We start from the raw sequence: 15,765 nt of genomic DNA, 5'->3' as shown, positions 1-15,765 counted from the left end.
AATATGATAAATGTAATTTTATTAAAATAACAAATCGAAATTATGAGAACATTTTTAGATGAAGTTTAAATTTAAAAGTTTATGAAAGTTTAATTTTTGATTTGAATTAAAGAAAAATGTGTTCTTTATAGGGAGGAATTTTTTAAATGAACAAACTTATTGAAAGATATAGTTTCGGAAGAATAGTAGATAGAGGAGAGATGCCACACTTTTTAGAATTTCAAATAAATTCTTATGAAGATTTTTTGCAGACAAAAGTACCACCTCAAAAAAGAGAAAATAAAGGGTTTGAAGCGATCTTTAATGAAATTTTTCCAATTGAATCCAGTAATGGATTATTAAAGTTAGAATACTTATGGTATGAAATTCACGATAATGATGAGCCTTTAAATGATGAATTAGAATGTAAAAAAAGAGGTAAAACGTATTCTGGTCAATTAAAAGTTAGATTAAAATTAACTAATAAAAGAACAGGAGAAATTCAAGAAACATTAGTTCATTTTGGAGATATACCGCTTATGACTGATAAGGCAACATTTATTATAAATGGTGCAGAAAGAGTCGTTATTTCCCAATTACACAGATCACCAGGAATTACTTTTAACAAGGAATTGAATATTCAAACGGGAAAAGATGTGTTTATTGGGAAAATTATTCCTTATAAAGGAACATGGCTTGAATTTGAAACTGACAAGAATGATATTTTAAATGTAAAAATTGATAGAAGAAAGAAAGTTTTGTTACCTGTTTTCCTTAAAGCAGTTGATTTTTTCCACAGCAATGAAGAAATTATGAATGAGTTTTTTGAGCCAAAGGAAGCAGAATTATCAGAATTTTATTCAAAATATAGCGATACTGAACTGGAGGAAATTTTACGTTCAAGACTCGAAGGAAGTTTTGTAAGAGAAGATATTTTGGATGAAGAAACTGGAGAATTTGTTGCAGAAGCTGAAGAAATTATTGATATGCCTGTTATTCAAAGAATAATAGATGCTAAAGTAGAAAAGTTAAGTATTTGGGAAGTAAAACCTGAAGACAGGATAATTGCAAATGCTTTAGTACACGATAGTACTAAAAATAGTGATGAGGCAGTTATAGAAGTATTTAGAAAATTGCGTCCAGGGGATTTAGTAACTGTTGACAGTGCCAGATCGCTTGTTAAGCAGATGTTCTTTAATCCGCAAAGATATGATTTGGCAGATGTTGGAAGATATAAAGTTAATAAAAGATTAAAGTTAGATGTTCCAGCAGATGTGATTGTATTGACAAAGGAAGATGTTTTGCAAACTATTGAATATGTGAAAAATCTTGTAAGTGGAGAAGGATTTACAGATGATATTGACAATTTGTCAAATAGACGTGTAAGAGGTGTTGGAGAACTGCTTTCCATCCAAATAAAAGGTGGAATGCTTAAAATGTCTAAAATGGTCAGAGAAAAAATGACTATTCAAGATATTACAACATTAACTCCACAAAGTTTATTAAATACGAAACCGTTAAATGCATTAATTCTTGAATTTTTCGGAAGTGGACAGTTGTCACAATTTATGGATCAGTCAAATCCATTGTCGGAATTAACTCATAAGAGAAGAATTTCAGCGTTAGGACCTGGAGGACTTTCAAGAGACAGAGCAGGATTTGAGGTTCGGGACGTTCATAACTCGCATTATGGAAGAATTTGTCCAATAGAAACTCCAGAAGGACCAAATATCGGACTTATTGCTTCACTTTCAACTTATGGAAAAGTTAATAAATATGGATTTATTGAAACTCCGTTTGTAAAAATAAATGATGGAAAAGCTGATTTTAATGATATTAGATATTTAGCGGCTGATGAAGAAGAAGGATTATTTATCGCCCAAGCCGATACTCCAATTGACAAGGATGGAAACTTCTTGACTGATGAAGTTGTTTGCCGTTATGGAGATGAAATTGTGCATATTGATAAATCTAAAGTTGATATTCTAGACGTTTCGCCAAAACAATTAGTGTCTGTTTCAGCAGGATTAATTCCATTTTTGGAACACGATGATGCCAATCGTGCGTTAATGGGATCAAATATGCAACGTCAAGCGGTGCCTTTATTAAAAACAGAAGCACCTTATGTTGGAACTGGACTTGAAAGAAAAGTTGCCGTGGATTCAGGGGCAGTTATTACTTCAAAGGCAACTGGAACTGTAACTTTTGTAGATGCAAGAAAGATTATTGTAACTGATGAAGATGGGAAAGAATATTCTCATAGATTATTAAACTTTGAAAAATCTAACCAGTCAATGTGTTTACATCAAAAACCAATCATTGATTTGGGAGATAAAGTTCAAAAGGGAGATATTATTGCAGATGGACCATCTACTGCAGGTGGAGATTTAGCATTAGGTAAAAATATCCTGCTAGCATTTATGCCTTGGGAAGGATATAATTTTGAAGATGGAATCCTTATTTCAGAAAGACTTAGAAAAGATGATGTATTTACTTCAATCCATATTGAAGAATTTGACATTGAAGCAAGAACAACAAAATTAGGTGATGAGGAAATTACAAGGGAAATTCCTAATGTTTCTGAAGAAGCCTTGAGAAACCTTGATGAAAATGGAATTATAAGAATTGGAGCACACGTAACTCCTGATGATATTCTTGTCGGAAAAGTAACTCCTAAAGGAGAAACTGAACCGCCAGCAGAAGAAAAATTATTACGTGCAATCTTTGGGGAAAAGGCAAAAGATGTAAGAGATACATCACTTAGACTTCCACACGGAGTGAAAGGGACTGTTGTGGATGTACTTGAGTTATCTAAGGAAAATGGAGATGACTTGAAGGCTGGAGTAAACAAATTAATCAGAATTTACATCGCTGAAAAAAGGAAAATAATGGTTGGGGATAAAATGTCTGGACGTCATGGAAATAAAGGGGTAATCTCAAGAGTGTTGCCAATTGAAGATATGCCACATTTGGAAGACGGAACACCAATTGATGTCTGCCTTAATCCACTTGGGGTGCCATCTCGTATGAATATCGGGCAGGTATTAGAGGTTCACTTGGGACTTGCAATTGGAGATATTAATAAATATATTGCAACGCCAGTATTTGATGGGGCAAGTGAAGAAGATGTAAAAAATTACTTGGAAGAAGCTGGGTACAGTAGAACTGGTAAAGTAAAATTAATTGACGGAAGAACAGGAAAACCTTTTGACAATCCTGTGACAGTTGGAAGAATGTATATGTTAAAACTTCACCACTTGGTAGAAGACAAAATGCATGCCAGAGCTATTGGACCATATTCATTAGTAACACAACAGCCACTTGGAGGAAAAGCTCAGTTTGGTGGACAAAGACTTGGAGAAATGGAAGTTTGGGCATTGGAAGCCTACGGTGCGTCAAATATCCTTCAAGAAATGCTTACAGTTAAATCAGATGACATCAGCGGAAGAACAAAAACTTATGAAGCCATCGTAAAAGGACAAGAAATGCCAGAAGCAGACGCTCCGGAATCATTTAGAGTATTAATTAAAGAATTCCAGTCACTTGGACTAGATGTGGCTCTTTACGATAAAGATGGAAAACAAATTGAATTAGATAAAAATGTAGATGCTTAGTGAAAATTGTTTTTGAAAACAGAAGTTTTGTATATAAATTTTAGTTCTTAGTAAAAAAATAAAATACAAAAAAGTTTTCCCGCTTTACTTTTCAAAAAAAGTGGAATAAAGAATTGAGGAGGCTCTTAACGAATGAGTATAAGAGATTTTGACAGTATTCAAATAAAATTGGCATCACCAGAAAAGATTTTGGAATGGTCGTATGGTGAGATTACAAAAGCCGAAACAATAAATTATAGAACTTTAAAACCTGAAATGGACGGATTATTCTGTGAGAGAATATTTGGACCGTCTAAGGACTATGAGTGTGCCTGCGGGAAATATAAGAGAATGCGTTACAAAGGTATGGTGTGTGAAAAATGTGGTGTTGAAGTGACAACTTCAAAGGTTAGACGTGAAAGAATGGGACACATTAAACTTGCAACACCAATTGCACATATTTGGTATTCTAAAGGTACGCCTAATAAAATGAGCCTTTTGTTGGGAATTAGTACGAAGGAATTGGAATCAGTTTTGTATTTTTCAAGATATATCGTAACTGATCCTGGAGAAACTGAGCTTGAAAAAGGACAAATTTTAACAGAAAGAGAATACAAATTGCATGAAAGTCAATTTAAAGGAGAGTTTACAGCGAAAATGGGTGCTGAAGGAGTTTTAGCTTTACTTGAAGAAATTGATTTGCATGAATTGGAAGTTAAACTTCAAAATGAAATGGATACAGAACACTCTACACAAAAAAGAAGAAAAGTTATAAAAAGATTAAAAGTAGTAAGAGATCTGATAGAAGCCGGAAATAGACCTGAATGGATGATTTTAACTGTGTTGCCAGTTATTCCAGCTGATTTAAGACCGATGGTTCAGTTAGATGGTGGAAGATTTGCTACTTCTGACTTGAATGATTTGTATAGAAGAGTAATCAACAGAAATATCAGACTTAAAAAATTGATGTCAATAAAAGCACCTGAAATTGTCATAAAAAATGAAAAGAGAATGTTGCAGGAAGCTGTGGATGCGTTAATTGATAATGGTAGACGTGGAAAGCCAGTTGTTAATCAAAGCAACAGAGAATTAAAATCACTTTCTGATATGTTAAAAGGGAAACAAGGACGTTTTAGACAAAATTTATTGGGGAAACGTGTGGATTATTCAGGAAGATCGGTTATTGTCGTTGGACCAAGTCTGAAAATGAATCAATGTGGACTTCCTAAAAAAATGGCACTTGAGCTGTATAAGCCATTCTTGATGAGAGAGCTTGTAAAAAGGGAATTGGCTTCAAATATTAAAGTTGCTAAGAAAATGGTTGAAGAAGAAGATGAAAACGTATGGGAATTGATTGAGGAAATTATTAAAAATCACCCAGTACTTTTAAATCGTGCTCCGACATTGCATAGACTTTCAATTCAAGCATTTGAGCCAATTTTGATAGAAGGAAAAGCAATTAGGCTTCATCCGCTTGTATGTTCTGCATTTAATGCGGATTTTGATGGTGACCAAATGGCAGTTCACTTGGTATTGTCGCAAGAAGCACAAATGGAAGCAAAATTACTTATGCTTGCTACAAATAATATTATAGCTCCATCAAATGGTGGACCGATAGCAGTTCCATCGCAAGATATGGTAATGGGTTGTTATTATATGACAAAAGAGAAAAAAGGTTCAAAAGGAGAAGGGAAATTATTTTCTAGCAGAAATCAATTAATCACTGCTTACCAAAGTGGAAAAGTATCGGTTCATGCTGTAGTAAAAGTTAGGGTAGATGGTAACCTTATTGAAACAACACCTGGAAGATTAATGTTTAATTTGATCTTGCCAAAAGAAGTTAGAAATTATGGAATTACATTTGGTAAAAAAGAATTGAAAAATTTGATTGCTGAACTTTATAAGAGATATGGATTCGAAAAAACTTCAAAATTACTGGATGATATTAAAGAATTTGGATACCATTATGGTACGCTTGCTGGAATTACAGTTGGAATTGAAGATTTGAAAATTCCTGAAACTAAAAAAGAAATACTAGAAAATGCTGAAAAAAGTGTGGCAGAAGTTGAAAAGCAATATAAAGCTGGAGAAATTATTAATGAAGAAAGATATAGAAAAACAGTAAGTATCTGGGCAGAAGCGACTGAAAAAGTGACAAAGGATATGATGGATAATCTAGATGAATTTAATCCAGTTTATATGATGGCAAATTCAGGAGCCAGAGGGTCAATTGCACAGATGCGTCAATTAGGTGGAATGCGTGGACTTATGGCGGATACACAAGGTAGAATTATTGAAATGCCGATTAAAGCGAACTTTAGAGAAGGACTTAACATATTGGAATTCTTTATGTCATCGCATGGAGCAAGAAAAGGACTTGCGGATACTGCATTAAGAACGGCGGATTCAGGATATTTGACAAGAAGACTGGTTGATATTTCGCACGAAGTTATTGTAAATCACGATGACTGCGGATGTGAACACGGAATTGTCGTATCGGATTTGATGGACGCTGGGGAAGTTATTGAAAAATTAAGTGAAAGAATTTATGGTAGAACACTTGCAAAAGATTTAGTTCATAACGGAGAAGTTATCGCAACTAGAAATACTTTGATTAATGATGAATTGATTAAGAAAATCGAAGAATTGGAAATTCGTGAAGTGGAAATCAGAACACCTCTAACTTGTAAGTTGGAAAAAGGTGTTTGTAGAAAATGTTATGGACTTGATTTGTCCAATCATAAGGAAATTTTGAAAGGAGAAGCAGTTGGAGTAATTGCGGCTCAATCAATTGGAGAACCTGGTACACAGCTTACAATGCGTACTTTCCACACTGGAGGGGTTGCCACAGCAGCATCAGTCCAATCTGACTATAAAGCGGATGTTTCTGGAAAAGTTAAGTTTAGAAATATTGAAACACTTGTAAATGAAGAAGGAAAAGAAATCGTTGTCTCACAAAATGGACGTCTGATAATTGGAAAACATAGATATGAAATTCAGTCTGGTTCGACTTTACATGTAAAGGATGGAGATACAGTTAAAAAAGGACAGGTGCTTGTTGAATTTGATCCTTATCAAACACCGATTATCACATCTGAAGAAGGTAAAGTAGAATTTAGAGATATTTATGTGAAAGAAAATATTGATGTTAAATACGGTGTTACTGAAAAAATTGCAATTAAACCAGTTGAAAGTAATGATGTAAACCCTAGAATTATCATTTATACAGATGATGGCAGAAAAGTGGAATATGCAGTTCCATACGGTGCATATTTGATGGTAAATGAAGGAGATACTGTTAAAAAAGGTCAAACTATAACAAAAATTTTGAAAACAGGGGAAGGAAACAAGGATATTACTGGAGGTCTTCCACGTGTACAGGAATTGTTTGAGGCAAGAAATCCTAAAGGAAAAGCAATATTGTCAGAAGTATCTGGAAGAATTGTATTTTCGGATAAAAAGAAAAAAGGAATGCGTCTAATTCTTGTGGAAGATCCTGAAACAGGGGAATTAATTCAGGAATATACAGTTCCAGTTGGAGAACATCTGGTTGTAACAAATGAAATGTTAATTGAAAAAGGTGCAAAAATTACTGATGGACCGGTTTCACCTCATGATATTTTAAAAATTAAAGGGCTTGTGGAAGCACAGCAATTTATACTTGAGTCTGTACAACAAGTTTATCGTGAACAAGGAGTTGCAGTTAATGACAAGCATATTGAAATAATTGTAAAACAAATGTTCCAAAAAATTAAGATTAAGGAAGCTGGAGATTCATTATTCCTTGAAGATGAATTAGTTGATAAGAAAATCGTGGAACGTGAAAATGAAAAACTTATTGCAAATGGAAAACGTCCTGCAACTTATGAACCTGTAATACAAGGTATTACAAAAGCAGCAGTAAACACAGAAAGTTTTATTTCTGCATCATCATTCCAAGAAACAACAAAGGTTCTTGCAAATGCTGCAGTTGAAGGAAAAACAGACAGACTTGAAGGGCTTAAGGAAAATGTAATTATTGGTAAGAAAATACCAGGAGGTACTGGTTTCAAAGATTATAAATATTTGGATGCAACTTTGAAAAGTGATATTATAGAAGAATCTGAAGTGGATGTAGAAGTTAATACAGATGAAGAAAATGAATTTGTAGAAACTATAGAAAGTACAGAAGGAACAGAAGTTTAATAAAAATTGAATTAAGTGGAGTGGCTGGCAAAAATTTTTTTAAATTAAATCAATTTGTCAGTTACTAATTCAAAGATAAAAAATATTAAATACTAAATTTTATAAAAAAATAAAAATTATAGTTTAGTTAATTAGTAAGAATTTTCAGATTCTTGTCAAAAAAATATACTGTTAAATAGAAGATAGTATATAATTAAAAAAAGGAAAAATAAATTGGATGAATAGGGGGATTTATAAATATGAATTTCCCCTTGTTCGCTTAAAAATAAAGGTGGTCTTTTAATGAAAGGAAAACTATTTATTGTCTCAGGGCCTTCAGGCTCAGGAAAATCAACAGTCACAAAATTAGTAAAAGATAGATTAAATATCCCATTATCAATATCAGCTACAACTCGCAAGCCAAGAAATGGAGAAATCGACGGAAAAGATTACTTCTTTTTAACTAAGGAAACTTTTGAACAAAAAATAAAAAATGATGAATTTTATGAATATGCAAATGTTCACGGCAATTATTATGGAACATTAAAGGAAGTTGTGGAAAGCAACTTGAATAAAGGGTTAAATGTAATTTTGGAAATTGATGTTCAAGGTGCATTAATTGCGAAGAAAAAGAAAAATGATGCTGTTTTGGTGTTTTTTCGTACAAAAGATATGGAAACACTTGAAAAAAGGCTTCGCAATAGAAATACTGACACAGAGGAAGTTATTCAGACACGTTTAAAGAATGCACTAAGAGAGATGGAATATGAAAAAAAATATGATTATACAATAATAAATAATGACATTGAGGAATCTTGTAAAGAATTAATAAATATTATTAATTCCTAAAGTTAATATAAATTCTAAAATAACAGGAGAAATTATAGAAAATGAAAAAAGAAAAAATAACAATAGATGAATTATTGACTAAAGTACCTAATAAATACGAACTTGCAATTATTTCAGGAAAAATTGCAAAAAAAGAATTTGCTGAAGGAAAACCAAAATCAGAAATAATGGATGAAGTTTTTAAGGACATTATGGAAGATGAAGTAGTAATTATTAGAGAAAATGATGAAAAAAATGAAGAAATTTAAAAAATTTATTTAAAAAGTATTGACTATTTAAAAAAATAAATTATACTAATAGTGTAAGTATTTTTTTATGACTGTTTTGCGGAGGAAAAAATAATGTTTTACAGTAAAAAAGAAATACAAAAGTTAATTGACAATCTGGACATTGTTCAAGTGATTGGTGAATATGTTAATTTGAAAAAGGCAGGTTCAGATTATAAGGGGCTTTCTCCTTTTAAGGAAGAAAAAACTCCTTCCTTCACAGTCAGTCCAGTAAAAAATATTTTTAAAGATTTCAGTACTCAAATTGGTGGAAATGTAATTTCATTTTATATGAAAATTAATGACATTGGATTTGTTCAAGCAGTGGAGGAATTATCACAGAAATATAATATTCCATTAAAAAAAAATAGGAGATATGAAACGGTTAATCAGGAAATTGAAAAGAAAAAGACTGTGAATAGAGAATATTTTGAAATAATGAAGGAAGCTCAAGTATTTTTTAAAGAAAATATTGAAAAGCATAATGAAGCGTTGGAATATATGAAGGAACGGGATTTTTCGCTGGAGGAAGTAAAAAAGTTTGGAATTGGATTTGCTTCAAGTTCACGAGATGATTTATTTCAATATTTACTAAAAAAGGATTTTCCAGAAGAAAAAATAATGGAACTGGGACTTGTCAAAAGAAATGAAAACGGAGAAATCTATGACAGTTTCAGAAATAGAGTAACCTTTCCAATTTATAATGCAGATGCCCAAATCGTTGGATTCGGAGGACGGATAATTGAGAAAAATACTAACTTGCCTAAATATTTAAATTCTCCAGATTCACCTATTTTTAAAAAAGGAAATGAGCTTTTTGGGATAAAATATCGAGGGGAAAATATTAGGAAAAAAGGTTTTGCGATGCTGATGGAAGGTTATCTTGATGTGCTGACAGCCCAGAAAAATGGGTTTGAAAATGCAGTAGCAAGTCTTGGAACAGCATTTACTGAAGAGCAGGCAGAACTTTTAAGAAGATATACAGATAAGGTATTGATTTCATATGATAATGATGAAGCAGGAAAAAGTGCAGTTATAAAAGCTGGGTATATTTTGAAAAGATATGATTTTGATGTAAAATGCCTAGTTATGGATGGGAGTGAGAAGGATCCTGATGAGTTTTTGAGAAAAAATGGTAAAAAGTCTTTTATAGAAGTTGTAAAAAAATCGGAAGAGATTTTTGACTTTTTAACGAAGGAAATTTCAAAGGATCTTGATCTGAATAATATAAATGGTGAAAAAAATTTTATTGAAAGATTAAAGCCATTTTTTTCAAATATTACAAATAATCTTAGTAAAAACTTATATTTACAACGATTATCGGTCAATTTTGGAATCAATGAATTTGTATTGGAAGAATCGTTAAAAAATATATCAAGTGAAACTTTAAGAAGAAAAAAAAGAAAAAATTATGGAAGTCAAAAAGTTCAGTATAAAAAATTAAAGGAAGACTTGAATATTGAATTGGAAGAGCAGACGCTTATGTACATTCTAGAATTTTATGATTCTGAAAGGAAAAGATGTGAAGAATTGTTAAATAAGAAATTTAGCCATTCATTGTTTAATGAGTTAATAGAAAAATTGAAACTTGTAAATTTTGATATAGTACGGCTTGAAAAAAATGGTATTAATGAAGAAAGCAGGGAAATTGTAACACAGTTGAAATTACAAGCTGATAAGGATATTAAGTACAAGGATAGCTATTTTAAAGATAGATATTTTATGGAAGTTTATTCTGGATGGTTTGAGCGTGAAATAAGAGAAGAAAGTAAAAAGTCAGAAGAGGAAAATAATAAAATAAAAAAAATTGAGTTAAGAAAATTGTTGTTAAAAATAAAAAATATTAATAAAATTGATGAAATAAAGAAATTATATGATGAATTTATATTGATAAGGAGACTGGGTTATGTCTGATAAAAAACAAAATTTAAAAAATAGTCTCGCAAATTTTATAAAACAGGCACGAGAGCAAAAAGTTGTAAGTTACGAAGAAATAAATTCTGTTTTATCTATTGGATTTTCGACTGAAAAAATTGATCAGCTAATAAAAAAATTGACTGATGACGGTGTTCAAATCGTAGATACTATAAAAGAAAAAGAAGATTTATTAAAAATTCCTGATTCCATGGAAGAAATTGAGAAAATGGAATTATCAGATTTTGAAGATTCACATGATGAGTTTGTTGAGAATGAAATTGACGATTCGGAAGTGGATAAGTTATTGCAGACAGATCTATTGAAAATGGCAGAAAGTATGGATGTGGATGAGCCGATAAAGATGTATTTGAGAGAAATTGGTCAGATTCCACTACTTAGCTATGAAGAAGAAATTGATTATGCTCAGAGGGTTTTAAATGGCGAAGAGGAAGCTAAACAAAAATTGATTGAGTCAAATTTAAGACTTGTTGTCAGTATTGCAAAAAAACATACTAATCGTGGGTTGAAAATGTTGGATTTAATTCAAGAAGGGAATATGGGTCTTATGAAGGCTGTGGAAAAATTTGAATATGAGAAAGGGTTTAAATTTTCAACTTATGCAACTTGGTGGATTAGACAAGCTATAACACGTGCGATTGCAGATCAAGGAAGAACAATAAGAATACCTGTTCATATGATTGAAACGATTAATAAAATCAAAAAGGAGAGTAGAATAATTCTTCAGGAAACTGGAAAAGAGCCGACTGCAGAAGAGCTGGCTACAAAACTTGAATTACCTGTAGAAAAAGTAAAAAGTATTCTTGAAATGAATCAAGATCCAATCTCGCTGGAAACACCAGTTGGAAGTGAAGAAGACAGTGAACTGGGAGATTTTGTAGAAGATGACAAATTTTCAAATCCTTATGATGCAACAACGAGAGTTCTTTTAAAGGAACAGCTTAATGATGTGCTGAAAACATTAAATGAGCGGGAAGAGATGGTACTTAGATATAGATATGGACTGGATGATGGTTCTCAAAAGACTTTGGAAGAAGTAGGTAAAATTTTTAATGTAACAAGAGAACGTATCAGACAGATTGAGGTAAAAGCATTAAGAAAATTAAGACATCCGAGTAGAAGAAAAAAACTAGAAGATTATAGGAGCTAAAGTTGTTATTTAGCTCCTTTTAGATATATTTAGTATAAAATATGATTATTAAAGTTTTATGTCTAAAATAAATAAAAAATAGGAGAAATAAATGTTAAAAAAAATTTTTGAAGATATTAGGAAGAAGGGAAGTTTTAGTTTTGAAAAAATTATTGAGCATTATACAATGAGCGATGATGAATTTTTTGAATTTCTAAAATTTGTTCATTTGGAAAATATTCCCGAAGTCAGAAATTCAACTGATGGAAGTGATTTTATTGTGCTAGAGGATGAAAATGTTTTTATTGCGGAAAAAGATACGATAAAATCATATTTGGAAAATATAAAGGAAAAATACGAAGAATTTGAGAAAAAGAGTGATGATGAGAGGGAAAAAGAGGAATTGATTGATAAATATTTAAAAATTGCTGTGAGGGAAAGCCTGCTTTATTCAAAATATGGATTTTCATTTTTAGATACAGTTCAGGAGGCTACGCTCGGAATTATGTCGGGACTGAGTTATTATAGTCAAATTACAAAAATTACAAAAGAACCTGAATTCTTTATAAAAAATTTTGCTGTAAAATATATTTTGGAATATCAAAAGGAATTATTAAAGGATATTAAATCCTCAGAATTATCATATATTTTATATTTGAAAGTAAAAGTGGATAAAAGTATGGGACTTTCAATGGAAGAAATAAGTAGACAAATGAATGTTACAACAGAATATATTGAACAGCTGGAAATGTTATTTGACGAGGTTGAGCCTGAAGAATTGATGGAAAATACACAGATATTTGAAAAAGCAGATAAAATCACACAGATGTATATTTTAGAAAATATTCCAAAAAAATTAAATTATTTGGATGAACAAATTTTAGTTATGACTTATGGGCTTGATGACAAAGTTTATACAGAAAAGGAAATTGCAAAATCGTTAAACATTGCAAAACATAATGTGAAAATCTTAAAGGAAAAGGCACTTAATAAACTTTCCATTGATATGATGAGAAATGATTTTGTGGAAAATAGCGAAGAGGTAAATTATACGGTAAATTAATAGTCTTGTTCATAAATTAGAATTTGATAAGTTAAATATCTTTTGTAAAAATAAAAAATAAGATTTTTATGAATATTTAGTATAAGAATTAAATAGATGGGAAAATTACAAAATAGAAGAACTATGAAAGGGTAAAAATTATGAAATTATGGCAAATAATGGGAGAACTGCAGACAATTTTCAGTCCTAAAATAGCAGAAGACTGGGATAATGTAGGGCTTCTTGTGGGAGATAACACAAGAGAAATAAACAAGATTTTATTTTGTCTGGATGTGACGGAAAAGGCTGTACAGAAGGCTCTGGATAATAATGTAGATTTGATAATCTCACATCATCCAGTTATTTTTTCAGGATTGAAGAAAATTACGAATGAAACTGTGCATGGAAGAAAAATTTTAAAATTAATAGAGAATAAAATAGCGGTTTATTCAATTCATACAAATTCAGATTTTGCAATAAATGGATTGAATGATTTTATAATGGATAAATTGAATTTAGATGGTGAAAAAATAATTTTTAATGAACATGAATTTGAAGATTATAATCCAATAAAAAATAAAATGGAACATGTTTGTGGTGGACTTGCTAGAATTAAAATATTAAATGAAAAAATGAAACTTGGGGATTTAATAGAGAGAATAAAAGACTCGCTTGGAATAGGTTATGTGAGATATGTTGGGGATAAAAATTCCTATGTTAGAAAAATTGGACTTGTTACAGGTGGCGGAAGTTCGTTTATGTATGAAGTGGCGAATAAGATAGATGTATTTCTTACTGGAGATTTGAGATATCATGAGGCTTTGGATGCTTTAGAGGAAGGACGTATTTTAGTTGACATTGGACATTTTGAAAGTGAATATCTATTTGTGGATTTGATGATGGAAAAAATGGAAAAATTTTTTAAAGGAGAAATGATACGGCATTTTGAAGATGAAGTATTTAAGTTAGGATAAAATTTTTTTTAAAAATATTAAAAGGAATCTAAAAATATACTAAAATTAAGCAAAAAAATTTTGAATATTTAAGACAAAGTGCTATAATAACTATATAATTTCAAAAATTTGGTAATCAAAATATATTCAAACTTATAAAATTTTAACATAATTAACAGTAAGTCTATGACTTCTATAATTAGAACTAATTTGTTCAATAGAAATTATATAAATTTAGAGTTTAGTTATAACCTTTAAATCTTGGGAAATTTACTATAATTTTTGAAATAAATAAAAGAAAAGGAAGGTATTTTTTATGGCAAAGACTCAAGCAGGTTGGTATAGTAAATTTAAGGCTTTTGGTCCTGGTATTCTTATGGCTTCGGCAGCTATTGGGGGTTCTCATATTGTAGCATCTACACAAGCAGGAGCATTATATGGCTGGCAGTTAGCAGTTATTGTAATTTTAGTAAATATTTTTAAATATCCATTTTTCCGTTTTGGAACTCAATATACACTGGAACGTAAGCATTCATTAATTGAAGGTTATGAAGAAAAAGGAAAGATCTATTTATGGGTATTTTTCATTATGAATATATTTTCAGCAATTATTAACATTGCAGCAGTAGGTATTTTGACAGCAGCAATTTTGGCAAACATCTTAAAACTGACGATTTTACCTAGTCTTACTCCTGCAGCAATGGCTTCAATGATTAATATGCTCACTACAATTGTTCTTGTGGGATCACTTGCAATGATGATATTTGGAGGTTATAAACTTTTAGACAGTTCATCAAAATTTATTGTTATTTCATTGACAGTAGCAACAATTATTGCTGTTATTATAGCATTATTTAAGCATCATCCAATGGCACCAGATTTTGTAGCTCCATCTCCATGGAAATTAAAGGCATTGCCATTTATCATATCATTAATGGGATGGATGCCTGCACCAATTGAAATTTCAGCAATTAATTCAATGTGGACAGTTGAAAAGCAGCAAGAAATGAAAGTGCCTCGTAAAATTGCAATGCTTGACTTTAACGTAGGTTATTTTGTTACAACAGTATTAGCCTTTGTATTCTTGGCACTTGGAGCATTGATTCAATATGGTACAGGAACTGCGATTAAAGGAGCAAGTGCAGCTTATATTGCTCAATTTATAAAAATGTATTCAAGTGTAATTGGAAATTGGTCAGGACTTCTTATTGCATTTATCGCATTTATGTGTATTTTTGGTACGACAATTACAGTTGTGGATGGTTATTCACGTGCTAATGCTGAAAGTTTACGTTTAATTCTTAGAAAAAAGGAAGTAACAACTGCACATTTTAATATATGGATGATTGTAACTGTGATTTTTGCAATGATTATAGTATTTTTCTTTGCTGGAAATGTAGCTGCGATGATGAATTTTGCAATGATATTTTCATTTGTTTCAGCTCCTGTTTATTCTTACCTTAATTTTTCACTTGTTAAGGATAATAGTAAATTACCTGTTTGGCTATGGTTTTTGTCAGTTGCAGGAATTGTATATTTAGCAGGATTTACAATATTTTTCCTTGTTTATTTATTAGGAATTTTAAAATAAATAAAAATAATATATTTTTAGTACATACTGGTATATTTTATAAACTTATACTATTCCCCATTTAAAAAGTGAAAGATTATTTTAATTATTTGAAAATAAATATCAAGTTTAAACTACTAAAAAGATTTATATTATATCTGTTGTTTAAATAGGGTTTAGTATTAAAAGGGGCACTAGCCTCTTTTTTGAGTTTATTGATCATAAATATATTATATAAAAAAAACTCAATAATAATCAGATTTTTAGTTGAATATAATTAAAACA

The 15,765-nt window shown here is 30.8% G+C and carries 9 protein-coding genes; all 9 read left to right on the top strand.

All coding sequences use genetic code 11. The features are described 5' to 3' along the window. The first annotated feature begins 146 nt into the window (after positions 1-146). Entirely contained in the window at positions 147-3,593 is a 3,447-nt protein-coding gene (rpoB, locus tag FVE73_RS08855) for a DNA-directed RNA polymerase subunit beta (RefSeq protein ID WP_018498758.1), read from the top strand. Between the two features lie 132 nt (positions 3,594-3,725). Continuing rightward, on the top strand, positions 3,726-7,757 hold the full coding sequence (rpoC, locus tag FVE73_RS08850) for a DNA-directed RNA polymerase subunit beta' (protein ID WP_018498757.1): 4,032 nt from the start codon (positions 3,726-3,728) through the stop codon (positions 7,755-7,757). Between the two features lie 282 nt (positions 7,758-8,039). Next, positions 8,040-8,585 carry a guanylate kinase gene (gmk, locus tag FVE73_RS08845; RefSeq protein ID WP_018498756.1) on the top strand — a complete coding sequence of 182 codons (546 nt, stop codon included), beginning with the start codon at positions 8,040-8,042 and terminating at the stop codon, positions 8,583-8,585. 41 nt (positions 8,586-8,626) lie between these two features. Continuing rightward, positions 8,627-8,833: a DNA-directed RNA polymerase subunit omega gene (locus FVE73_RS08840; RefSeq protein ID WP_018498755.1), complete on the top strand. Its 207-nt coding sequence runs from the start codon at positions 8,627-8,629 to the stop codon at positions 8,831-8,833. Positions 8,834-8,926: 93 nt separating this feature from the next. After that, a complete protein-coding gene (dnaG, locus tag FVE73_RS08835; RefSeq protein WP_018498754.1) occupies positions 8,927-10,765 on the top strand; it encodes a DNA primase in 1,839 nt (612 codons plus the stop codon). Continuing rightward, the gene (gene rpoD, locus FVE73_RS08830) at positions 10,758-11,936 is read left to right on the top strand and encodes an RNA polymerase sigma factor RpoD (RefSeq protein WP_018498753.1); all 1,179 of its coding nucleotides are present in this window, start codon (positions 10,758-10,760) and stop codon (positions 11,934-11,936) included. Before dnaG ends, rpoD begins: the two co-directional genes overlap by 8 nt. Positions 11,937-12,027: 91 nt before the next feature. Beyond that, a complete protein-coding gene (locus FVE73_RS08825) occupies positions 12,028-12,978 on the top strand; it encodes a sigma-70 family RNA polymerase sigma factor (protein ID WP_018498752.1) in 951 nt (316 codons plus the stop codon). Positions 12,979-13,118: 140 nt separating this feature from the next. Further along, positions 13,119-13,931 carry a Nif3-like dinuclear metal center hexameric protein gene (locus tag FVE73_RS08820; protein ID WP_018498751.1) on the top strand — a complete coding sequence of 271 codons (813 nt, stop codon included), beginning with the start codon at positions 13,119-13,121 and terminating at the stop codon, positions 13,929-13,931. Between the two features lie 295 nt (positions 13,932-14,226). Continuing rightward, positions 14,227-15,501: an NRAMP family divalent metal transporter gene (locus tag FVE73_RS08815; RefSeq protein ID WP_018498750.1), complete on the top strand. Its 1,275-nt coding sequence runs from the start codon at positions 14,227-14,229 to the stop codon at positions 15,499-15,501. Positions 15,502-15,765 lie beyond the last annotated feature (264 nt).

This window comes from Leptotrichia wadei (genome assembly GCF_007990545.2).
Lineage (GTDB): Bacteria > Fusobacteriota > Fusobacteriia > Fusobacteriales > Leptotrichiaceae > Leptotrichia > Leptotrichia wadei.
The sequence above is the reverse complement of the archived record's forward strand: the minus strand, read 5'-3'. Positions and strand labels throughout refer to the sequence as shown.